The 21,997-nt window shown below is 58.0% G+C and carries 25 protein-coding genes and 1 pseudogene; 13 read left to right on the forward strand and 13 right to left on the reverse strand.

Annotation, left to right across the window (positions count from 1 at the left end):
• A partial coding sequence (locus tag GA0061102_RS33290; protein ID WP_208858633.1) for a hypothetical protein occupies window positions 1–334 on the reverse strand: 334 nt, incomplete at its 3' end.
• A gap of 3 nt (window positions 335–337) precedes the next feature.
• Between GA0061102_RS33290 and virB5 the strand changes: the two are divergent.
• The 8 genes and pseudogenes from virB5 to virB11 all read left to right on the forward strand — a co-directional run.
• Window positions 338–880, forward strand: a pseudogene (gene virB5 / locus GA0061102_RS09620) (P-type DNA transfer protein VirB5); the annotation flags it as partial.
• Window positions 877–1,107, forward strand: coding sequence for an EexN family lipoprotein (locus tag GA0061102_RS09625; RefSeq protein ID WP_092846310.1), 231 nt, complete (start codon window positions 877–879; stop codon window positions 1,105–1,107). The pseudogene virB5 and the gene GA0061102_RS09625, both read left to right, overlap by 4 nt.
• 3 nt (window positions 1,108–1,110) lie before the next feature.
• Window positions 1,111–2,043: a TrbL/VirB6 family protein gene (locus tag GA0061102_RS09630; protein ID WP_092846312.1), complete on the forward strand. Its 933-nt coding sequence runs from the start codon at window positions 1,111–1,113 to the stop codon at window positions 2,041–2,043.
• 39 nt (window positions 2,044–2,082) lie between these two features.
• Window positions 2,083–2,367: a hypothetical protein gene (locus tag GA0061102_RS09635; RefSeq protein ID WP_092846314.1), complete on the forward strand. Its 285-nt coding sequence runs from the start codon at window positions 2,083–2,085 to the stop codon at window positions 2,365–2,367.
• 1 nt (window position 2,368) lies between these two features.
• A complete protein-coding gene (locus GA0061102_RS09640) occupies window positions 2,369–3,040 on the forward strand; it encodes a VirB8 family type IV secretion system protein (RefSeq protein WP_092846316.1) in 672 nt (223 codons plus the stop codon).
• Window positions 3,037–3,894 carry a P-type conjugative transfer protein VirB9 gene (virB9, locus tag GA0061102_RS09645; RefSeq protein ID WP_092846318.1) on the forward strand — a complete coding sequence of 286 codons (858 nt, stop codon included), beginning with the start codon at window positions 3,037–3,039 and terminating at the stop codon, window positions 3,892–3,894. Before GA0061102_RS09640 ends, virB9 begins: the two co-directional genes overlap by 4 nt.
• A gap of 8 nt (window positions 3,895–3,902) precedes the next feature.
• Complete coding sequence (gene virB10 / locus GA0061102_RS09650; RefSeq protein WP_092846320.1) at window positions 3,903–5,078, forward strand: type IV secretion system protein VirB10; 1,176 nt, start codon at window positions 3,903–3,905, stop codon at window positions 5,076–5,078.
• Window positions 5,079–5,086: 8 nt separating this feature from the next.
• Window positions 5,087–6,097 (forward strand): P-type DNA transfer ATPase VirB11, encoded by a 1,011-nt coding sequence (virB11, locus tag GA0061102_RS09655; protein WP_092846322.1) that lies wholly within the window; start codon window positions 5,087–5,089, stop codon window positions 6,095–6,097.
• A gap of 255 nt (window positions 6,098–6,352) precedes the next feature.
• Here virB11 and traG read toward each other — a convergent pair whose 3' ends face one another.
• The 4 genes from traG to GA0061102_RS09675 form a co-directional block, all read right to left on the reverse strand.
• Window positions 6,353–8,272 (reverse strand): Ti-type conjugative transfer system protein TraG, encoded by a 1,920-nt coding sequence (gene traG, locus GA0061102_RS09660; protein ID WP_092846324.1) that lies wholly within the window; start codon window positions 8,270–8,272, stop codon window positions 6,353–6,355.
• A complete protein-coding gene (locus GA0061102_RS09665) occupies window positions 8,263–8,505 on the reverse strand; it encodes a conjugal transfer protein TraD (protein ID WP_092846326.1) in 243 nt (80 codons plus the stop codon). The genes traG and GA0061102_RS09665 overlap by 10 nt, the downstream gene beginning before the upstream one ends.
• A gap of 140 nt (window positions 8,506–8,645) precedes the next feature.
• Window positions 8,646–9,035 carry an SMa0974 family conjugal transfer regulator gene (gene rctB / locus GA0061102_RS09670; protein ID WP_208858630.1) on the reverse strand — a complete coding sequence of 130 codons (390 nt, stop codon included), beginning with the start codon at window positions 9,033–9,035 and terminating at the stop codon, window positions 8,646–8,648.
• Between the two features lie 272 nt (window positions 9,036–9,307).
• Window positions 9,308–10,294, reverse strand: coding sequence for a class I SAM-dependent methyltransferase (locus GA0061102_RS09675; protein WP_092846328.1), 987 nt, complete (start codon window positions 10,292–10,294; stop codon window positions 9,308–9,310).
• On the opposite strand from GA0061102_RS09675, the gene GA0061102_RS09680 reads away from it, so the two are divergent.
• From GA0061102_RS09680 to GA0061102_RS09695, 4 genes are all read left to right on the forward strand, one after another.
• The gene (locus GA0061102_RS09680) at window positions 10,293–10,487 is read left to right on the forward strand and encodes a hypothetical protein (protein WP_092846330.1); all 195 of its coding nucleotides are present in this window, start codon (window positions 10,293–10,295) and stop codon (window positions 10,485–10,487) included. The genes GA0061102_RS09675 and GA0061102_RS09680 overlap by 2 nt on opposite strands.
• Before the next feature lie 65 nt (window positions 10,488–10,552).
• Window positions 10,553–11,443 carry an AraC family transcriptional regulator gene (locus tag GA0061102_RS09685; protein ID WP_092846332.1) on the forward strand — a complete coding sequence of 297 codons (891 nt, stop codon included), beginning with the start codon at window positions 10,553–10,555 and terminating at the stop codon, window positions 11,441–11,443.
• A gap of 49 nt (window positions 11,444–11,492) precedes the next feature.
• The gene (locus tag GA0061102_RS09690; RefSeq protein ID WP_245297960.1) at window positions 11,493–12,809 is read left to right on the forward strand and encodes an MFS transporter; all 1,317 of its coding nucleotides are present in this window, start codon (window positions 11,493–11,495) and stop codon (window positions 12,807–12,809) included.
• Entirely contained in the window at window positions 12,806–14,215 is a 1,410-nt protein-coding gene (locus tag GA0061102_RS09695) for a hypothetical protein (protein ID WP_092846334.1), read from the forward strand. Before GA0061102_RS09690 ends, GA0061102_RS09695 begins: the two co-directional genes overlap by 4 nt.
• Before the next feature lie 140 nt (window positions 14,216–14,355).
• On the opposite strand, the gene GA0061102_RS09700 is transcribed toward GA0061102_RS09695, so the two are convergent.
• Both GA0061102_RS09700 and GA0061102_RS09705 read right to left on the reverse strand, forming a co-directional pair.
• Complete coding sequence (locus GA0061102_RS09700) at window positions 14,356–14,595, reverse strand: helix-turn-helix domain-containing protein (RefSeq protein ID WP_208858631.1); 240 nt, start codon at window positions 14,593–14,595, stop codon at window positions 14,356–14,358.
• A 235-nt stretch (window positions 14,596–14,830) separates the two neighbouring features.
• Window positions 14,831–15,097: a helix-turn-helix domain-containing protein gene (locus tag GA0061102_RS09705; protein ID WP_092846338.1), complete on the reverse strand. Its 267-nt coding sequence runs from the start codon at window positions 15,095–15,097 to the stop codon at window positions 14,831–14,833.
• Between the two features lie 161 nt (window positions 15,098–15,258).
• Between GA0061102_RS09705 and GA0061102_RS09710 the strand changes: the two genes are divergently transcribed.
• Entirely contained in the window at window positions 15,259–15,738 is a 480-nt protein-coding gene (locus tag GA0061102_RS09710) for a helix-turn-helix domain-containing protein (RefSeq protein WP_092846340.1), read from the forward strand.
• 331 nt (window positions 15,739–16,069) lie between these two features.
• Here the strand turns inward: GA0061102_RS09710 and GA0061102_RS09715 are convergent, their stop codons facing one another.
• From GA0061102_RS09715 to GA0061102_RS09740, 6 genes are all read right to left on the reverse strand, one after another.
• Entirely contained in the window at window positions 16,070–17,317 is a 1,248-nt protein-coding gene (locus GA0061102_RS09715; RefSeq protein WP_092846342.1) for a type II toxin-antitoxin system HipA family toxin, read from the reverse strand.
• Window positions 17,310–17,645 (reverse strand): helix-turn-helix domain-containing protein, encoded by a 336-nt coding sequence (locus GA0061102_RS09720; RefSeq protein ID WP_092846344.1) that lies wholly within the window; start codon window positions 17,643–17,645, stop codon window positions 17,310–17,312. The genes GA0061102_RS09715 and GA0061102_RS09720 overlap by 8 nt, the downstream gene beginning before the upstream one ends.
• Before the next feature lie 434 nt (window positions 17,646–18,079).
• Complete coding sequence (locus tag GA0061102_RS09725) at window positions 18,080–19,315, reverse strand: CapA family protein (protein ID WP_092846582.1); 1,236 nt, start codon at window positions 19,313–19,315, stop codon at window positions 18,080–18,082.
• A 105-nt stretch (window positions 19,316–19,420) separates the two neighbouring features.
• Window positions 19,421–20,266, reverse strand: coding sequence for a transporter substrate-binding domain-containing protein (locus tag GA0061102_RS09730; protein WP_092846346.1), 846 nt, complete (start codon window positions 20,264–20,266; stop codon window positions 19,421–19,423).
• 16 nt (window positions 20,267–20,282) lie between these two features.
• The gene (locus tag GA0061102_RS09735; protein ID WP_092846348.1) at window positions 20,283–21,080 is read right to left on the reverse strand and encodes an ABC transporter permease; all 798 of its coding nucleotides are present in this window, start codon (window positions 21,078–21,080) and stop codon (window positions 20,283–20,285) included.
• Window positions 21,081–21,092: 12 nt separating this feature from the next.
• Window positions 21,093–21,752, reverse strand: a complete 660-nt coding sequence (locus GA0061102_RS09740) for an ABC transporter permease (protein ID WP_092846350.1) — start codon at window positions 21,750–21,752, stop codon at window positions 21,093–21,095.
• Window positions 21,753–21,997: the final 245 nt, after the last annotated feature.

Consider the following 21,997-nt stretch of genomic DNA (forward strand, 5'->3'; position numbering starts at 1 on the left):
TTCCCATTCCCCCCACAAAGGCAGCCTGACGAAGGGGCGCCAAATACAAAGGAGAAAGGTTTAATTCCATCACGCTGCTTATTGTTGGGCGTGGCGGCCGGTCAGGGCAACCCTCGTTGTGATTCTGCGAGCCTGAAACGGCAACACGCGCCATGTGAGACAGAGGAAGGCCCGAGACGAACCACGGTCCTGCGGTATTCAACCCGCGCATCAGAGTCTGATCAACCGTCGTCTCAATGCCGCCGCGTCCTGCAATAGGCAGCATATTTGTCCCTCGTCGACGCTGAAAAAGGCGACGCGAAAAACCTATGCCCAAACTCTTGAAAACGGACATGAGAATCAGCAGCTCCAACAGGCACAGCAGCTTTATGGTTCGCTGAACAAGATCACCAACATGGCCGACGTCGCCAGTCTGCTGAACGATCCTTCAATCCGCCATGCGCTTCCGCAGGACTTCAATGCCATCGAGGGCCTGTTCAAAGGCTCGGGGACCGGTGTCTTCGGTACCTCCGCCTCGAAATTCCTCCAAGACAATTCCACCTATCGGACCGACGCGAATGATTTCTATGCACAGGAGCTATCGCGCATCCAGAACCAGAACGCCGGACAAATGAGCCTTGGCCGGCAGATCTATGACGCCGCCACCAAGCGCATCGACGGCATCGACCAGCTTCGCCAGCAGATATCGAGTGCCGCCGATGCCAAGGATATCGCCGATCTGCAGGCGCGCCTACAGGCCGAAACCGCCTTCCTGCAAACCGACGTCCTTCGCATGCAGGGCCTGCAGATGGTCCAACAGGCGCAGGTCCAAGTCGACGAGCAGCGGAAGGCCGAGGACTGGCGCCAGCGTATGGACACGATGGGAGCGGCACTCAAATGAAGTGGTTTGTTTTCTGCGCTATGGTGCTTGCGCTATCGGCCTGCTCTCCTGGCGACAAGGTTTACACCGTCGATGAACTTGTCGGCGATGAGGTTTTGCTGACGAAGATCATCGGCGAATGCCGCAACAATCCTGGCGAGCTGCGGGATACCCCCAATTGCCGTAACGCCGAGGCCGCCGACGGGAAGCTCCGTCTCGAACGCATGCGCAAGTCGCTCGGAGGCTGACCAATGTATCAGGTGTTCAGCTTCGTCGACGGGCAATTCAAGGCACCGCTTGAAAACTTCATCTCCTCCGGCACCTCGAACATCGCCAATTGGGTAGCCGGCCCACTGACGGCGGCGCTGACGCTCTATGTCGTCCTCTACGGCTATCTGGTGTTGCGCGGCTCGGTGCAGGAACCGATCCTCGAATTCGCCTTGCGGGCGATGAAGCTCGCCATCATCGTCATGCTGGTGAGGAACGCCAGCGACTATCAGACCTACGTCACCAACGTCTTTTTCGACATCCTGCCAAAGGAGATTTCGCAGGCGCTGAATTCCGGGACGGCGCCGAGCGCATCCACCTTTGATAGCCTCCTGGACAAGGGTCAGAAATGCGCCCGTGAGATTTGGTCCCGCGCCTCGTGGCCAATCGATATCGTGACCGGGGTCGGTGGCCTGCTTGTCATCGGCGCGAGCTTCCTTGTCGCCGCGATCGGCTACATCGTCTCGCTCTATGCGCGCCTCGCGCTCGCCATCGTGCTCGCGATCGGTCCGATCTTCATCGCTCTCGCCATGTTCCAGTCGACGCGGCGGTTTACCGAATCCTGGATCGGTCAGCTCGCGAACTTTGTTATCCTCCAGGTGCTGGTCGTGGCTATCGGCTCCCTGCTGATCACCTGCATCGACACCACTTTCACCGCGATAGAGGGATACAGCGACGTCCTGATGCGCCCGATCGCACTCTGCGCCATCTGTATCGCCGCTCTCTACGTCTTCTATCAATTGCCCGGCATCGCCTCCGCGCTTGCCGCAGGCGGCGCATCCCTGACCTACGGTTATGGCGCAGCTCGTGATGCGCATGAAAGCACGCTCGCCTGGGCTGCCTCCCATACGGCCCGGGCGGTCGGTCGCGGAACTCGAGCCGTCGGCCGCCGGCTGACACCGAGCCGGACGGAGTGACAGCCTCGATATCAATGGAATTGGACAGGTTATTTTTAGATGATCCGTATGCTTTTGTCGCTTTTGCTGACCGCGAGCCTCGCTGGCTGCAGCTCGATCTCCCATCCTCTGCCTAAGTGTGACGGCTACTCCCGTCGTCCGCTGAACCGCTCCATGTGGCAATGGCAAGACAACGGAAAAACGGATCGGTCAGCCACCGGCGCCGTCGACCCGGGTCCAACAAACCGTGCCGCCTCCTTTGCAGAGGAACCGGCCACCACAATGCCTGCTGCCTTTGCGCAGTTCGACATCGCCGGCTCCTATCGTCCATGCGAGGGCAAATGACATGGTGAGCACCGATAGTCTGAAGAGCTATTTCGAGAAGGCCCGCCGGTTCGATCAGGACCGGCTGATCCAGGTCGAGCGCTCCGCTCGCATCGCCTGGTTCGTCGCCATTTGCGCCAGCATCATCGCCGTCGTCTCGGTCTTCGCCATCGCCGGCCTCACGCCTTTGAAGACGGTGGAGCCCTTCGTTGTGCGGGTCGACAATTCGACGGGGATCGTCGATGTCGTCTCCGCGCTGACCTCGACCGCTGGCACCTATGATGAGGCCGTGACGAAATATTTCGCGGCAAAATATGTGCGCGCCCGCGAAGGCTATGTGTCGAGCGAGGCCGAAGACAATTTCCGGACCGTGGCGCTGCTGTCGACCCAGCCCGAGCAGACCCGGTTTGCCGCCGCCTACCGCGGCAGCAATCCGGATTCGCCGCAGAATATCTATGGCAGGAGCTCAACCTCGCGGATCAACATCGTCTCGATCTCGTTGATCAACGCCAATGTGGCTTCCGTCCGATACATGCGCACCGTCACGCGCGGCGACGACGTGCGCACCACGCATTGGGTGGCGACGCTCACCTTTTCCTATGTCAACGCTCCGATGTCTTCCACAGACCGGCTGGTCAATCCCCTGGGCTTCGTCGTTAGTGACTATCGCGCCGATCCGGAGGCCATCAATTGAGAGCGCATTTCCTCATTTCCATTGCCCTGGCTGCTGGGACTTTTTCGCCGGCGCTTGCGCTCGACACGCCGCGTAGTGCCTCACAGGATAGCCGCGTCCGCTTTGTCGACTATCAGCCCTACAACATCACGAAGATCGTCGGCACGCTCAGATCGTCGGTGCAAATCGAGTTTGCAGCTGACGAGGAGATCGCTCATGCGGCGCTCGGAAACAGCGTCGCATGGGAGGTAGCGCCGGCAGGCAACATCCTGTTCCTCAAGCCCAGGGAAAACCAGCCAGTGACGAATATCTCGATCGTAACGACCAGACGCGACGGCTCCACCCGCAGCTACCAGATGGAACTCACTGTCCGGGACGGAAGCGTCGAAGCCGGGCAGAACACCTACTTCTATGTCAAATACCGTTATCCAGCCGATGAAGCGGAGCGGCGAAAGCTGGAAGCCGCCGCCCGCGTCCAGGCAGCGCAAGCCGGAGAAGCCGATCGCGTCCTTTCCCTGCACGAGGCCCATGGACCGCGCAACTGGCGATACTCGGCGCAAGGCGCGCAGGCGCTTGAGCCGCAAGCCGTCTACGACAACGGCAAGGTCACGACCTTCGCCTTTGTCGGCAACCAGGAAATGCCGGCGATCTACATGGAGAATTCCGACGGCACCGAAAGCCTGGTCCCAAAGTCCGTCGACGGCAATCTCGTACTGGTCCACGCGATCAGCCGTAAGTTCATTCTGCGCCGGGGTGGCGATGTTCTTTGTGTCTTCAACGAGGCCTATGACCGCATCGGCATCGATCCTGAGACGAATACGACGTCGCCGTCGGTCGAACGCGTCGTCAAGCCAGAGCCCCGTGCGGCGCAATAGGAGGTGTCATGGCCGAGGAAGAAATCACCCAGATTCCTGGCGAGCGCGCCGAGACATCGACCGGTCGACGCCTCGACAACAATCCGATCCTCAAGCGTGGCGCCGTCGCTGTAGCGATCGTTGCCTTTGTCGCCTTTGCCCTCTGGTCGATGCGCGGGCAGAACAAGCCATCCGACGGCACACAGCCGGAGCGGGTCGTCATCCGTCAGACATCAGATTTCGAGCCGGCCAAGGAACCGGTCCAGCCGGTAACGGCGCCGGCGGAGGTCCAGCTTCCGACACCTGGCGTCAGCGAGAAGGCGCCCACCAAGGACGACAAGCTGCTGGACGCCGCGCGTCGCGCCCCTGTCATGGCCTATGGCGCGGAAAAGACACCGACCGCCAGACGACAGCGGGATGATGCCAGTACCGACCCCAACTCGAACTATGTCCCGCTCGGAAACACGCCAAGCAGCTTTACGGGGCAGGGCGAAAACGAAGACCAGCGGTTCAACCGCATGCTGACGCCGACGCAATTGCAGGGGTCGCGCGCCGGCACGCTCGGCAATCGCGACTTCATCGTCGCAATGGGGACCTCCATCCCTTGCGTGCTCGAGACGGCGCTCTCCTCGGATCAGCCCGGCTTTACCAGTTGCGTCATCAACCGCGACGTCCTGTCGGACAATGGCCGCGTCGTGCTGATGGAGAAGGGAACACAAGTCGTCGGCGAATATCGCGGCGGTCTCCGCCGTGGCCAGAAGCGTCTGTTTGTCCTTTGGAACCGGGCCAAGACGCCGAAAGGGGTGATCATCACCCTGGCCTCGCCCGCAACCGATGCTCTTGGTCGCGCCGGCGTCGATGGCTATATCGACACGCATTGGTGGGAGCGCTTCGGCAGCGCGATCCTTCTGTCGATCGTCGGCGACGCCAGCTCTTACGCCAGCAGCCAGCTGCGGGATAGCAATGTCGAGGCACAGAATACGACGAGTGCCGGTCAACAGGCGGCGGCCGTCGCCGTGGAGCAATCGATCAACATTCCGCCAACGCTCGCGAAGCACCAAGGCGAGCTTGTTTCCATCTTCGTGGCACGCGATCTCGATTTCTCCAGCGTCTACCGGCTTCGGGTCACGGAACCCCGCAATCGCATCTACGATCGCGCGGCGCTTGGCGATTTTAGCCCAGCTTCGACGCTTGTGACAAAGTAGGGACCGCGATGACTGAGGCTGCAGACTCCGGCGTCGTGCGAGAATTGTTGCTGCCGTTCTCGCGGTTCCTTCGCGACAAAACGCTTTATGAGATTATCGTCAACCAGCCCGGTAAGGTCGTAACTGAGGGATCGGACGGATGGCAAACCCACGACGTGCCGGACCTATCTTACGACAGGTTGATGCGCCTTGCGCGTGCGGTCGCGAGCTTCTCGAACCAGTCGATCGATGAAGTCAGGCCGATCCTCTCCGCGACCCTGCCCGATGACGAGCGTATCCAGGTCGTGATCCCGCCGGCGACGACGAAGGGTACCGTCAGTATCACTATCCGTAAGCCGTCGTCCGTATCGCTCAGCCTCGAGGACCTCGATTTCGGAGGGTTGTTTGCCAAGGTCTCACGCGCGGCAGGCAAGAACGAGAGGACGGATCAGAAGCTGTTGGAGTTCTATCGGATCGGCGCCTACAAGCAGTTTCTTCGGGAGGCAGTGCTTGCGCGGAAAAACATCATCATCTCCGGCGCGACGGGATCGGGCAAGACGACGCTATCCAAGGCGTTGATCCGGTATATCCCGGATAACGAGCGGATCATCTCTATCGAGGATACGCCGGAGCTGGTAATCCCGCAGCCCAACCATGTCCGGCTCTTCTATTCGAAAGGTGGCCAGGGAACGGCAAAAGTCGGCGCCAAGGACCTTCTCGAATCCTGCCTGCGCATGCGGCCAGATCGGATCCTTCTGCAGGAGCTTCGCGACGGAACTGCCTTCTACTACATCCGCAATGTGAACTCCGGGCATCCCGGCTCGATTACCACAGTCCATGCTGACTCTGCGCGCCTCGCCTTCGAGCAGCTGACATTGCTGGTGAAGGAGTCGGAAGGCGGCGGCGGCCTCGAACGGCACGACATTCGTGAAATGCTGACGATCGCAATCGATGTCATCGTCCAATGCGGACGGATCGACGGACGGTTTCGGGTGACCGAGATCTATTTTCGGGATGCAGTGGCAATCGATAGCGCTTAATCCGGGCTCTGACGCAGATTGTAGATTTAAAGCCCTTGACGCAACTGCGCCGAATAGAGAAGAGCCTTATTTTGATCCCTTCAAATGGCTAAACTCACGCAAAAAAAATAGTCTGCTATTCCGCAACTGTCAGAACCTCCACGATGTCGCGTGCTCTTGGTGCTCACGTTAATACATTGCAGTGGAATGCGACTGACCTTCCCACAAAGTGGCCGACCCAGCCCGAATACAACATCACCGAGCGGGCCTGACCCGTTAAGGATCGAACTTGACGAAGCGGTTGGCCTTGGCGGCCGCATTCATGTCTCTTCGCCGAAAGTAGATCGCCCTCCCGCAGCGGATCGGGCTATGTCCTTGCAGGATGATAATCTGCTCATCCTTACGCATCGACTGAGTGATCTCGTGCGGCATAATCAACGGCCGACGCTGAAAGCTGAGGCTCTCCGATTTCCGCGACGCGCTGTTCTTCGTGTTCCAGCCGATGTTGCGGGAACTCCCCTTCACCTCCACGGTCATCTCGCCGCATTGCGCCGACACGTTGCGGGCCGTGTCGAGCGCCTTGATCGCCGCGTAGGAGGCGAAGGCGCAGCCATCGATCCAGGACGTTGCGCCGCCCTTCCCGAAATGTCGTTCCAGCTGACCGACCGACTGGTACATCAGCATCATGGAGATCCCGTACTTGCGGCCGCGGTCGCGTGCCTCCTCCAGAACCCGCATGTAGCCCAGCAGATCGACTTCATCGAGCATGAACAGCGCCCGACGCCTGAACGCGCCATCAGCCTGGATCATGGCATTGATCAGAGCACCGATAATGACCCGGCCGATGCCCGGATAGGACCGCAGGATCGATGCCGGGATATTCAGGAACACGTCCTTTCTCCCAGCGACGATATCGCTTGACTTGAAGGCATTGCCGCAGACCAAAGCCGAGTAGCTGTCGAGCGAAAGCCATTGCGTATCCTTCGACGCCGTCGAATAGACGCCGGAGAACGTCTGCTCGGTCATGTTGGTGAATACGCCCAAGGTTTCGCGGATAAACGCCGACGCCGAGTTCTCCTGAATGTCACGCAGCATCGCCAGTACTGACGGCTCGGGCTCGGACACAATCTGGCGCAGGCTGCGTAGGTTTCGCCTTCCGGCATATTCCGGCGATAACATGACGTGGGCGAGCAGTCCTGTCAGAAGATTGTGCGCCTGGCTCTGGAAGTATGAGCCGGTCGAGCTTTCGAAGCGCACGCTCTCGGACAACAGCATGTGGGCAACGCCGACGATGTCTTCTTCTTTCTGTTTCGAGGTCTCGATCCCGTCGAGCGCGTTGAAGCCCATGATCGGGTTCGTCGGATCGAGCACCATGACCTCGCGCTTCAGGACGCGGCTGCGATACTCGACCACCATTGGCGCGACCTCGGTTGACGGATCGAGGCAGATCAGCGGACCGGTGTAGCGCAGCGCCGTCGGCACGACATTGCTGGTGGTCTTGTATCCGCCCGATCCGGCAAAGAAGAGCATATGGGTGGAATCGAAATCCTGCCTGTAGGTAAGCAAAGGCGCCTTGCCACCCTGTCCCCAGGTCGACGGATCGTTCGGATCGAAGGGTAGCTCATGGACGATTTCCTTGTCGACGCGATAGCGCTCGCCGACAACGATCTCGCCATCGGCCGGAAAGAGTTTCCCCGCCGCTGACATCGAAAGCCAATCGGCGTCGCCGAAGGTCGCGCGCCGTGCGCGTTTGACCTGTTCGGGAACGACGGTAGAGATGCGCGCCGAGACCGCCACCGCCAAGAAGCCGCATAGACCGCCGATCACGACAACCATGTCGAGATACGACAGGGCATAGTCCCAGGTGACGACACCGCGCCGTACGGACGGAGCAAGCCGTCCATATTCTCTGAGGCCATAGAAAACGATGACGCTCAAAAAGCACAACAGGCTTGCCATGGCGACCGGCCGTCGGCGATGCATAGGCAAGGCCCAAACCGCCAACAGTCCGGCGAGCGGCCCAAGCAGAAGGGCCGGCAAAGGTGCTGCACGCAGGAACCAATATTCGGTCTTGCCCGGCATGCCGGCGGCCAGCTCCGCCCATCGCCAGCCGACGGTGTAGACGGTGATCGCAGTTGCCGCGATCGGCACAAGGGCGAGCAAGAGGCTCGGATGCAATTTTCCCTTCATTGCCATACCAGCATCTCCTCGGCATGCGTGACCTCACCATCCAGCGAAGGCGCCTTGAACGCATCTTCGCCGATATCGCGCAGCCGCCGGTGTTCCGGCGAGTCTGACACCACTCTTGCCAGTTCGAGCAGACCGCCGAGAAGAAATGCCCGGTCGGCCTGCGACAGACCTGCTTTCATGAGTATGCAGCCGAGCAGGAATTTTTCGCGGGCTTCCTGTTTGCGATCAGCCCGGAGCAGGGCGCGACGTTACGCCATGTCCATGAGCAGGTCCGCCCCATCCAGGATCGAACGGTACGGCAGAGTCGCAACCAAGCTCAGACCAACCAGCTCGATATCCGGCGGTAGTCTTCGGAAACGTTTCTGATGGGCTGGCTGAACTACGGTTTTTTCATCCTGCCGTGTCCGTAGGTCAAGCGCTTGTCGACTGCACGAAATGGAATGCCTTTCGCGAGAAGCCACTTGATGGATCTCGCGGAACTGGAGGCGAATTTCCACAAGCTGCCCTCGATGAGCGTCCGAATCCCATAGACGGTGACGAGATCCCGAGCGGAAACCCGAAAGAACAGACCGTCGGCGGTCAATCTGATGTTTGCGCAGCCGTCCTTAAAAGTCAGAAGCCGGTCAGATCCCTCAGTGCCTATTGCAATGCTGAAACCGGCGATCCGCGTGCAGATCTTATCCGCAACAAGCGGTGCGTTGGCGACTGCGACGAAGGCTTCGGCAACATATTGGTACATTTGAAATCCCTTTCGGTCGCCCTCGCGCAACTTCGTCTTCAATCTTGGTTCTCGGAAAGGCGCCCGGCGTATGTGGGTAGCTATTCGAAAGCTTTTGTCTTCAGACGCATTCGGGCCAGGACGTGCAGTGAAATCTCGAAAATTCCGCAGTACATTGGCAATTCTTGATAGCCGTCGGTTTGCCTGAGCTCATCATGTTCGGTGTCAGCACGCACATGAATATGCATCATGCTAAGATCGCTAATCTCTGGATACTCCATTCCGGATGACACTATCTCTAGGTGATTGGGTACCCGGATCTCTTACTTCTTCTCTTCGTCATTGACGAGAAGAAGGGGCAGCGTTTCATAGACATATTCTGTGGGGATCGCTGGTTTGATCAGGCCCGACATGAAGCGTTCGATGTTCGATAGGCTGTTGCTCGCCACGAGTGTGCAAAAATTCCCGCTGTTCCAGGTCACGTAACAGTGGCGAAAACAGCGCTTGACGGCATCCGACATCGCCGCAAGCGTAACCTCGTTCCGGTTCATGACGGTCAGCACTTTCGCCTTCTTCGCCATGATTTCGATTGGGTCGAAGAAGCGTGCCTTGAAGCCATGATCTTTCTGCAGTTCGCGGCGCTGATATTCATCGATTTCAGCGTTTTTGAATTTTTCGACGAAGAGGAACAGGCCATCATCCTTCAGATGCTGCGAGACGAATTCGATCTGATCGGGCCGATTCGGCGAATACATCTGGAACGTCGTATCCTCGAGAATGACGTCGAAGCCGGAAGCGAACTTGGCCAGATCCCGTCGCGAACGCAGCAGATCTCTCCTTAGACGATGGAAGGGGCCATGAAAGAAGGCGGCATGCGGCGGATCGCCGTAGGCCATGAAGCTTTGATGATTCTCGACATTGGGGCTGCATGACAGGCTTTCGACATGCCCTTCAGCCAACTCGGAGATCGTCCGCGCCATTGTGCCTTCGGCTGTGCCCAGCGAATAAAGGTTGAGCGGTTCGGACATGTCCTGCCCATATCGGAGGATCGCGTGTCCAAGACGGCATTCCTCCTCCAGCCGGTAGGGAATACTTGCATGGTAATGCTGGTCGAATGGTCCGCGGCGCTGTTCATGTAGGCTGATGAAGCGGTCGAGAGCCTTGTCATTGCCCAGTAGTCTCCGGTCGACCTGCGGCTGAGTGATCGGATTTCCCGACCGGCCGGCAGCCGTGGCCGCAAAGAAGCCGGAGAGTTCGTTCAAACGCGGACCGCGTTCGCATTCTTCGAAGAACAAGGAGAAGTCCCGCATGTCGTGCTCCATTGGTTCGGCACGCATCGATGCTCCTGCTTCAAAAGCTGATGGCTGCTCCATAGAGAAGAACGAGCATCGTGCCGGGGTACAATTGCAGGAGGCTTCGCCTCCCGCCGTCACAATCCTGCTGTTCTTTCAGAAACTTGGCATGAAATTTTACGTTGCAGAAGAAATGAAAATCCCACCATAATTTAGGGTAGTAGATGCCACCGGTGAGCGCGCGTTCGTGCGCCTATCGATTGAAAGGAGTTTTGGATGGTCGGTCCTGCAGCGTTTGACCCTGGCACAATCAGACGCGCAGACCATTCCGCATTTTCCCATGAGTATGGCTGTTGGCGATCCGTGCGCGCGGACCTCGTCCGCAGGAGCGGCGTTGGGCGGCAGGAAACAAACATTACCGCGGACAACTATGCGATCCTCCTGAACATCCTCGGTGCCACAAAAGAGGGCGAAGATTATCTGGATGGCCGCAGGGTCGCATTTACGCAAAGGCAGGCCGGATCGCTGTCGTTTATTCCGGCAGGCCATAGCTGGAGCGGTTGGGACGATGGCGATCCGACGGCGTCCTACCTGTTCATCACCATTGGTAAGAAGTTTATTTTGGATCACTTCGAGAGTATGCCCGGAGTGGATCTTGATCGGCTCGTGCCGGCGCTCGGTTTTGAGGATCCGTTGATCCAATATGCCGCCAGAAGCATCCGCTCTGAGATTGGCCAGCGGGATCCCTTGAGTCATATGATGGTCGAGAACCATGCGAGGACGATTTTCGGGCGCCTGTTCCGTCGCTCGGGTCAGAGGGGGCACTATGTCAAAGGCGGGCTTTCCCCCGCGGTCCTGAAGCGTTTGATCGACAGGATAGAATCCTCATTGGACGGTTCTTTGAGCCTAACCGAACTTGCACAGCAGGCGGGTTTGAGCGAGCATTTTTTGTCGAAAGCGTTTCGGCTTTCGATGGGTTTACCACCGCATGCATTCATCATTCGAAGACGATTGGAGCGGGCAAGCGAAATGCTTCGATACTCCAGCCGTCCGATAACCGAGATCGCCTATGCGTGCGGGTTTTCCAGCCCCAGCCATCTTGCCGCGGCCTTCCGTCGTGTGATGGGGATGACGCCAAAGCAATATAGGGCCGACTGGAAGATATAAGTCCGCCAAAGCATCCGAGCGGATTACAGCAGGATTTTGAAAGTGCCGTTTGACGGCATCCTCTAACTTCGCCGCCGCGCAAGCGATGCGTCTCCATTTTGGCGGCACCCACATGAATCAAGATGCCAACATTGCACCGGACCTCGGCCCAGGCCGCAGCGGATCGCGCCCCGCGCGGCGCTTCTTTCTGCTGAGCGCATTCTTTGCGGCAACAGGGCGCAACGCCTACTATGTCGGTGCAATTTGGATGCTAGCGGCATCGGGCGGCAATGCCGGCTCCATTGCCCTACTCCTGGCCCTCGGTAGCATCTCGGAGTTTCTGGCGAGTGCGCCGGCCGGATATCTCGTCGATCGCTTTGATCGCCGGCGACTCTGTATGGTGAGCGACGGGCTCAGGATCGCAATCTTGCTGATGACATCCGCTGCACTTGTCCTGCACGAGCCCGACTACGCTCTTTATGGCTCAGTGATTTTCTACGCGATGGCCGACAGGCTGTATCTTACGGCCTCTTCGGCAATCGTACCGTCGATTACGCGATCCGAGAGCCTGGTGGCCTTCAATTCACTGGCGTATGTCGCTATGCAGGCAGGCAACATGATGGCAGCAATAGCGGCTGGTTGGCTGCTCAGTGTCGCGCCTGAGACATCGTGCTTTCTCTTTGCTACCGGCACATTTGCGATTTCGATGTTTTGCATGTCCCGGACCGCTATACCCTTTCGAACCGTGCCGGTCGATCATTGCCGCCCTATGCAAGCTTCCATGGAAGCGGCGGAAGGCGAGGAGACAAGCCACGTGCCGCCGCGTCTTGTTGTCAGCTATGTGTTGATCTACGCGATGGGCATGCTGGTCAGCGCGCTCATCTCGGAGTTTGTGCTCGAGGAACTCCAAGGGACATCCCTGGCGTTCGGCATGCTGGAATTCTGCTGGTCAGCCGGTGCGATCATCAGCATGCTGATCTTGACGCTCGGGCGGTTCAGCAAGGCCAGTGGCCGTGTCATTCCGATCATCGTTCTTTTGTCGGGCGCGGCGATGGCAGTCTTCTATCCAACGCGGAATCTTGACGTTGCCATCGTATTGATGGCGCTCCTTGGCGCCGGCTATAATTTGTCGCGAGTCCTGATCGATGTCGAGATACAAAGGCTGGTATCAGGCAGGAAGCTGGGGCGAGCGAAAGGGTGGGTGCACGCCGCCTGCATGGGCTTCAGTCTACTTGTCTATGCAGGTCTTGCCGTTTCCGGAAATACGCTAACTCCGTCGGCGGTATTCCTTGCTTTTGGGAGCGGAATGATCGCGGTCATTGCCGCCGGCCATGTACTGATTTTCGTGAAAAATAGAGCCTCATCACGCCGGAGAGTGCCGTCATGACCGAGCCAATGGATGCTGAGGTCCCGCAGCTTACAAAGCATGTTGTGTTGGAATTGATTGGTGAACTTTTTCCATGGATCGCCGAATACCGGCAACGGAGCCTGTCGGACTATGCTCGGGCGGCGTTCGATGTCGAACCACGTCCAAACAACTGTGCTGTCCGACGCCACGCGATGTTGCTTCTTCAGCGATGTATCCGCAGGGCGGCCAGAAATGCGGGATTTGCAGACGACCGTGCCCGCCTCATTGCGGCAGAAATCGCGAATGCCCCGGTCATGCAAGCCGGCCCGCACCTGCATTTGTTGATCGAGCCGGATGCCTATTACACGCATCTCTTCAGCCTGATGGGGCTGAACGCGCACCGTCGTTCGGCCTATGTCTCTTATGCAGTATCGACGGTCAAATTCGTCGAGAGAGGTCGAAAGGGACCCGGTTGGCTAAAACTCGGCGATGATGCGATCAACGTCTTTGGGCTCAGCCGGAGCCAGATGATCCCCTACAGCATTCTTGCACAAAATGGCCCTTATCGCTTTGCTCTTAAAAACGTCGATCGTGCGGGGGATGATGGAGATCTGGTTGCGCGGCTCCGGTCCATACTGCCCCAAGGTGAGTTTGCGTCCGCCGCGGTCGCGATCAAGCAGGCCAATGCAGAATTGTGGTGCCGATATTTCGACCGAGGTATCGATTTCCTGCAGATCGATGATGAAGATGTGGTCGACCTCGTGGTCGAACATCTTCAGGATAAATCATCCTGGCTGGCTCGAAATCTGTTTGAGGAAACTGGATTCGTGCAGTGTGTGCTCTCCTCCATCGAAGCCCTTGCAGGTGGTCACTGGCAGGGCTGGCTCAAGAATGCCACAGACCTGTTTTGGGGCAGCGATCGCGGCCGCCTCTTTCCCTTGCGGCTGGCGGGTTCCCGGCTTGAGGCAAGAGGGCCAGAGGACTTTTCGCTTGAGTTTGTGGCGGATGCTGTGATCGAGGCGCTGCAGGCACGCAAGATCATCCCGAACCTTTTTTTGATGTTCATCGTCACGGCCATATTGCCGGGCATACGTGTCCTCGGTGGTAGTCGGCACATCGTGTACTACCCTCTCATGCGCTATGTCTTTTGTCGCGGACTCGATATGAACCGAGATGAGGAACTATCCGCGACGATTGCCGCTGACCAAAAGCCGGGCATCTGGGGACATCGCGTACTTTTGGAGGATGCCGAGCCCTTCTCGGAACTCGATATGCTGGGGTCGGGCAATATCCAGGCGGCGCTGAGGAAATATGGCAGGCTGCCACTCGAGGGAGCCTGCGGTACGCTCGAAAGTTTTGCTGGCGATTCCTTATGGGCCTCGCTCAAGGCTCGCCATGATGAAGGGGCAGTGGGCGCGAACAATCCTGAGTGGGCTTTTTCGTAGCGTACTTCATCCTCAACGGTTAGCTTCAGTTTTCTGCGTCATCTATAATAAGCATCCATAAGCCAATACTTCGGATATAAGCCTATGCGGCTGGCGCGTGATGTGCGTGCAACGAGGTCTAATGCCGTCTCGAGAACGGCCTATTCAAAACGCGATATGGTCCACAGGGCTTTGTAGGGATCGAAATCTAGAATCTCCGACAGTTCCAAGAATTCTATGACATCAACTCTGCGTTGGCCGCTCTCCAGCCGAGCTACGAAGGACTGATATTCTCCAAGTTTTCTGGCAAGCTCAAGCTGCGTCAGGCCTGCAGCTTCACGCTTTTCAGTTAAGAGCGCAATGAGCGCTTTATGCCGTTCCGTGCCGAGTGTCTTCGCCACGTGTTCCACCCACCAGCGATTGAGATGGGCTCTTTCGTTATATCTGATTTTCAGTTATCTTAAATTCAGATATTTTGGACCTGCTCTGTGGCATTAGGCGCGGCCAGCTTTGCTGCTGGATGATGCCTGCGTCGCTGGTCGCATAGATCAAGGAATCATGTGCGATGCATGATCGAGTAAAAACCGTAGGCGAGAACGTGCCGTTATACTTAGCAAGACTGCAATCTCGAAGGGTTCAGGTAACCTTTCGCTTCCGCCCAGAACGAAGAGACGGCGGTCGCGCGCTTTTGGGGTCAACCTCCGCAAAAAGCTCAGAAACATTTACTGACAAAACTCTTGCGAGGGCTTCCAACGTCGCAACGGTGACGTTCTCTCTGCCTCTCTCGACTCGACCAACGTATGAACGGTCGATTTCTGCTTCTAATGCCAAGCGCTCTTGCGAGAGGCCTCTATCCACCCGAAGTCGCCTAAGATTCCAGCCGATGGTCCGTCGCACGTCCATCGTGCAACAGATGCATATTGGAGGCTTGACAATCGACGGACTGATAGTCCCTAATTAATTCTAGCTGGGCGCGAAATTTGCCGAAGATTGGTCTTAGTTCCGGCGAAGAACGCAATCGGCGTTGCAATGCATGAGACTCTCTAAAGTGGAGATACACAGCAATGCATGACCGGGTGGCAAAGAGGTCCGCGAGCAACTCTCGGGGCAACGCGTTTCGGGCTGGAGCGGAGAGCAATCAAGCGTCGCACCCGGTCGACATCCATGTGGGGCAGCAGCTTCGCATCAGGCGAGTTCATTCCAACCTGTCGCAAACCGAACTTGGTCAGAAAGTTGGCCTGAGCTACCAGCAGGTGCAGAAATATGAGAGTGGCAAGAACCGCATAAGCGCGTCGATGCTCTACGATATCGCCAGCGGTCTGAATATGCCGGTGCGCTGCTTTTTCGACGGGCTGCCGCAACCGGGTTCAGGGGAGGGGGCGACGATCGCTCCCGAGGCGGATGAACGGATTGCCTATCTCGCCACCGCCGAAGGGCGCCGCTTTGTCGAGGAGATACTTCGTCTGCCGCCAAAGCTCAGAACCCGGACGTTGGCGGTGATCAGGGCGATCGCTGGAGATGAAGACAACGGCGAGAGTGATTGAAGCGGCTCATCAAGGAAGCTGCTTCTGAAAGGTGATTGAGAAGGAATGGTTCGGGCCTATCCAAGGGTAACCGTGACCCCGCGACCTTGTGCAGTGACATTGATCCGTCCGGCTTGAGCCCATGTTCGGTCAACTGCTGGCGGCCGCCGATCGAGATCAATCGTTCGGCTGCCGAGATTGGGTGAAGGTCGACTACGTACCGTTGGTTGCGCCCGAAGTCTACAGCGCTTCCCGAATGCCAGCATCCTCGATGTCTGAAACGTCCAGATCGACGGTGACACCGGTGATGAGGCTCTTTATCACTGGCCCAAGCTGTGAAGGAAAGTCCTCGTCATAGCGCCAGCGCCCGTGTGAGGTCGTTGTGCTCGAACGCGCTGGCCATGCGGGTTATTTCGGCTGACCGGGCGCCAACTGCTTTTGCGGTTTCGCGCCAAGTCGCGGTCACCATCGCAACTTCTTTGATGACCGCGCGGGCCTGAGTCAGTGTGAGCGCGAAATACTCCGACGCCTGTTCGAGCAGATCGAGCGAGCAGGTACCCTCGTCGAGGTCGATGTTCGTCGTCAGCACACGTGCCTTGAGATCTGTCGGCACTGGATTGAGGTCGTAAGCAGGCGAGAGGGACCATCCAGCCTTGCCGAGCCAGAGGAAGCCGTGGTTGCGCAGATGATCGTCGATGTTGGAGATCAGCACATTGAAGACAACGCGCCGATAGCGCGCGTGGGCGTCCGTCTTTCCCCGCGCGCCATACTGCGCCAAGGCGTCGACAATCTCGGGGTAGCTGCCACGGTCATCATCCTTCGCGCCCAGCATCGCCATTGCGGACAAGAACGGGATGCGGATCGCGCCATCGCGATCGAAGCGTCGCGCGAGCATCAACGACTTGCCGGCGACTTCGACAAGTTCGTGTTGCGGGGTGGCGATGCCGGCTTGGCCCGCCAGCCTCAGCGCAATTTCCTCCCAGGTTTCCATGCTATAGTCGTCGGTCTCCTTCGGAAACTTCGCGATGGCGAGATGGCCATGTTGGTCGATGACCGACGCCTTCGGCCGCGCACCGCCGAGGGAGGAGCCGGGCGCAAAGATGAGTTGAAGGTCTTCGTCCGTTTCCTCGTCCCGGAGAATCCGCTCGGTGATCTGAAGCAGACGACCAAGCTCAATCAAGGCTGGCACACCGGCCCTTATCGGCGCCTGGAAGGTCTCATCGCCGACCAAGCGGAACCGTAGCGCGCCGAGCCGCGTTTCATCTGCCACCCCGAGTAGGTAGTCACTTTCTGCGAGCGTACGAACGGTGCGGTTCTCGCGTTCGGCAAGACGACGCTCGGCGCGCTGCATGAGGCGGCGGCCCCAGGTATCTGGTGCGGAGTCCCCGATCGAACCGAAGGTGGTCAGTCCGGCAGGAGGAGCGAAGGCGCCACGCGTCAAAGCAAGTGCTGGTTCGAGCGAGAAGCGATGCGGATCCTCAAGCCATGCACTGTCGTACTCGAAGAGAATTGTTTCCGCGCCGCGGACGCGATTGCTTCTCGCCAATCCGATCGGGCGCGTGCGGCCGTGCAGATCAATATGCACCTCGAAGTCAGCCATCGCGGGACGATCCGGCTGGTCGTTTAAGATGAACGTGCTTGGGCAGATCGGCATTAGCCAGCGCCTGTCCGACGCTGTCGTTACTGATGTCGGCCAATTGGCTCAGACCTTCGAGCAGACCGAGAGCCTGAAGCACACCTGCATAGATGCCGATACTGACATTGGTGTCACCGGCTTCGACCCGTTGCAGGGTAGAGCGGGATGTGAAAGCACGCTCCGCCACGACCGCCATAGGCAGCTTGCGACGGCGGCGGGCGTCGTGGATGTCCGCGCCGAGCTTCCGCAAGGCGCGGCGTACGGCTGCCGGTGGGGTATGTGGAGTAGGCATTTGCTACCTTCGCACTACAGATTAGACGAATATGTAGCACGAAGATTACAATCTATCCAGCCCAGACTAAAGTCGGTCCCGATGTTTACTAGCAGCGGGACTAATGGTTCCGCCAGAAAGCTAGCGGCAAAGCGTAGGGGCTGTCGACGCGCCCGAGTCCACCTCTCCAGCACGGCATCGTGCTGGAGTCCGCTAGCAACATCTGAGGCGACCACGACCAATGGGCAGGAATTCTCAATCGGGCGCGTGAAATCCGCTATAGAGAGATGACGGTATTTTTCGGCGGGCCGCAGAGCGACATTAGGCAGCCGAAAACCCGTTTCGATAGGCGATCGACTTCGATAGATACCGAAACCGCGCACAAATATTTCGTGCTTTTTCCCTTTAGGTGCGGCATCTCTAAAGCAGTCGAAACCCGTGCTCTATACCTGCTCTCAGCCAACGCAAATTCTGCCCAACGGACCATCGCGCTTGATGAGGGTGCCAAATGCAGCCGAGCGTTCGGCGAGATCGTCGATGATCTGCGCTCCTGTCTTGCCGCACGCCACCATCGGTGCATGCCGCTCATGGAAGTCCAGCTCTTCGAGCTGTTCCTCTCCACCGAGTACGATGGGTAGAAGGTCGATCTGCAACGATCCTGTCGGGCCGAAGATACAGGTGGCGACCACGCTCTTCCAGACGTCCGGCGAGCTCCATTCGGTTTCACCCTTTTCGGTGTGGAAGAAGAAATTCCCAAGGCCGAAGAAGATCGGGGCGCGTTTGTAGATCTCGATTGGCTGCAGGACCGGTGTCCCGTGGCTGACGAAGGCGCAGGCACCGGCGTCAATACAGGCATGGGCAAACGCCCTGACCCAGTCCGGCACGTCGCGCCAGTTCGGCTCCCAGTGATGATGATGGAGATAGGCGATGACGAATTGCCCGCGAGATCTGGCCTTCGCAATTGCCGTCAGCTGATTGGAAGCACTATCGGGATCAATGGTGATTACACGCCGATTGCCGTTGGATCGACGGAAAACGGTGCCGTAGAAATCGATTTCCCTGTCATCCTCGAGGACCGGAGGGTCGTCGGGCTGGGCATAGTTGGCCCGCTCCAGCGTGGAGCTTTGAAACGTCGCCTGAATTGTCTCCAGCATGTTGAATACGGCGTCATCCGCCTCGAAAATCCTGGTCACATCCAATTGATTCACACCGGGTTTGGCCGGCCGGCGGTAGCGTGCATTCTCCGCATACATGTTTCGAGGTCCGGGGCCGGCATCCATTGCCACCAAGGCTACAAGACGGCGGCCGAAGGCGGCCGCGCCCGGCGCCGCGGCATGATCGCGGTCAAGTCCAATACCGGCGTGGAGGAAACCGCGCGTACGAACCTCCTCTATCGTAGACAGGATGCCCGGTGGACCAAGATCGAAGGCATGATTGTTGGCGAGCGCCAGGGTATTGAAACCTGTTTGTTTCAAGGCATCCAGGACAAAGGGGTCTGAACACCCGAAATATGAACCTTTCATGGGAGAGCCACCGTGGCGCCCCAGAATGGTCCCTTCGAAGTTGGTGAAGGCGACATCGGCCTTTTTCAGGATTTCCACGATTTGTAGAAAGCCGGGATCACGGCAAATTCTGATGTCACGATGGATGAGCGACTGGCCGGTCATGGCCACGGTAAAAGGGGAGGGCATCGGTTTACCTGCGATGTTCAATTAGGATTTCAACCGGGAACTCTGATGTCCTGATCCAGCAGTTGGCCGCTGACAGGACTTCTCGTTTCAATCAGTCGCGCCGTCTCACGGCGTCGCCGATGGAGAAATATCGATCCCGAACCATTTCAGGCTGAGCGCCTTCAGTGTTCCATCTTTGATGCAGTCATCGACGGCTTTGTCGAAGGCCGCGACGAGATCGGCATTCTCTTTGCGGATGCCGACCCCGACGCCTGGACCCCATAACCCGCCCGACAGTTCCGGGCCATAAAAGGCAGCCGTCTCACCATCCTTGCCGTCGAGAAACGTCTTCCATGTGAAATAGTCGGCAAGACCGCCATCAATGCGGCCGGCGGCGAGATCCAGATGAAGATTGTCCTGGGTATCATAGCTGCGGATTGTTGCAACTTTACCGAAGAGCTCGTTGAGGACGGCTTCCGAATTCGAAGACCTGAGCACGCCCAAAGTCCTGCCGGAAAGCGCCGATTGGAGCTGCCCGAGGATTGCCTGCTGCGCGGCGCCAATGCTTGTGAGGTTGATTTTGGCTTTGGTGTCGGTTGCGGGCAGCTGCAGGTCCTTTCGCATGACCAACTGGTTGAAGCCGCCGGCATAGGGTTGCGAAAAGGCGATCGACTTCTTGCGCTTTTCCGTGATCGCCATGCCGGACATGATCGCATCGAACTTGCCGACGGTCAGCGCCGGGATCATCCCATCCCAATCCTGCGCGACGAACTTGCATTCGACCGCAATGCGTCGGCACAATTCGTTGCCGACTTCGATGTCGTAGCCGACCAGCTTTCCTTCTGTATCGATCATGTCCCAGGGCGGAGAGGCGCCCTCGGTCGCAATCGTAAGGACTTTGCGATCCATGGCATGGACGGCGGTCTGGCCCATGAGAGCAATGAGCGATGCTAAGAGAATGGATTTGAGCATTTGCTGTTTCCCTTTTTTATGGTGAGTTGGTGGATGGCTGATTGCCGTGTTTCGTGTGGGCTCGCCTGCTCATCGCCTTTCTCAGGCGCAAAAGCCTCGAAGCCATCGGGCCGGCGATGATGTTCCTTGAATTGCTGGTGGGCGACCGGGCGAGATGCATCTCGAGCATTCGGAAGAATGCCGAAACGATGAAGTTCAAGAGCAGATAAAGAAGACCTGCCGCCAGGAAGACTTCGTAGGGAGCGAATGTCTCCGAGACCATCCGGCGGGCCAGTCCCGTGATTTCCAGGAGTGTGACGGTGCTTGCCAGCGAGCTCGCCTTGACCAAGCCGATCACTTCGTTCGCATAGGAGGGGAGCACGGTCCTGAAGGCCAAAGGGAATATGATCAGCCGGATCTGCATCAGTCGTGACAGGCCGAGGGCCTGGGCGGCTTCGACGATGCCGCGTGGAACCGCCAATATGCCGGCCCTGAATACTTCGGTGGTGTAAGCGGTGCTGTTCAACGAGAAGGCGGCGAGGGCGCACCAGAACGGTTCGCGCAGCAACGGCCAGAGGATGCTTTGCCGGACGACCGCCAACTGGCTGAGGCCGTAGTAGACCAGGAAGAGCTGTACCATCAACGGTGTGCCGCGGAACACATAGGTGTATGCCAGCACCGATCCCGAGAGGGCTCTATTCGGCGATGCCCTGAGAAGGCTGAGTGGCACCGATAGAATGAAGCTGATCACGAGCGACAGAAGTGTCAGGGCAAGGGTGAGGAAAACACCATGCGCAAGCACGGAAATACTTTCGACGATCAGGTTGATGTCCATGTCTACACTCCCTCAGTGACCGGGGATCTGGATGCGCCGCTCCAGGGCGCGAAACGACGCGAGCGACAGGCTGGTGAGGGCGAGATAAAGTGCCGAGGCCATCAGATAGAATGTGAGCGGTGCCCTCATCGATCCCGCCCCGATAAAGGCCACGCGCATGATGTCGGTCAGTCCGATGACCGACACGAGGGATGTATCTTTCACGAGGGAAATCCAGAGATTGCCGTAAGCGGGCAGGGCGACGCGCATCATCTGCGGCAGGATGACGAACAGCCAGATCTGCCATGGTTTCAGGCCCAGACTGCGCGCGGCTTCCGCCTGTCCTTGCGGAACACTCAGGATCGCACCGCGGAAAATCTCGGCGCAATAGGCGCCGAAGACGATCATCAACGCCGCCACGCCGGCGGCAAAGGCATTGATTTCGACATAGCGACCAGTCAGCGCAGTGATGGCCGCCGTTCCTCCGAAATAGACGACGAGAATGACGAGCAGCTCAGGCAGGCCGCGCACGATCGTCGTATATGCCTGTCCAACGAGGGCTGAGACACGCAGCTTCGATAGTTTGACCACGGCGACAAGCAGACCAAGAAGAGAGCCGAGCAGGCCGCTGACGAACGCCAGTACAACGGTGATCTGGAGACCATTGAAGAATTGAAGCGCAAAGCTAAGCACGCAGATCCTCTCCGCCTTAAGTCGGAGTGCTGCCGAAATAAGGTCGCCTTATATCTTATTTTCTCATCTAGGATGCGGATACTACCGGAAATAGTATTTTAAATACTTATAATCCTAAGTAATATTTACATATAACCAAGATTTATACTTTAACTGTCCGGCGTCAATCTATAAGGTTCTCTTAATTAACATAAGCCCAGCTTATATGCCGTTGCCCGCCAGCGTTGGGGAACCTCACTTCGACG

This window comes from Martinezella miluonensis, assembly GCF_900094545.1.
GTDB classification, from domain to species: Bacteria; Pseudomonadota; Alphaproteobacteria; order Rhizobiales; family Rhizobiaceae; genus Rhizobium; species Rhizobium miluonense.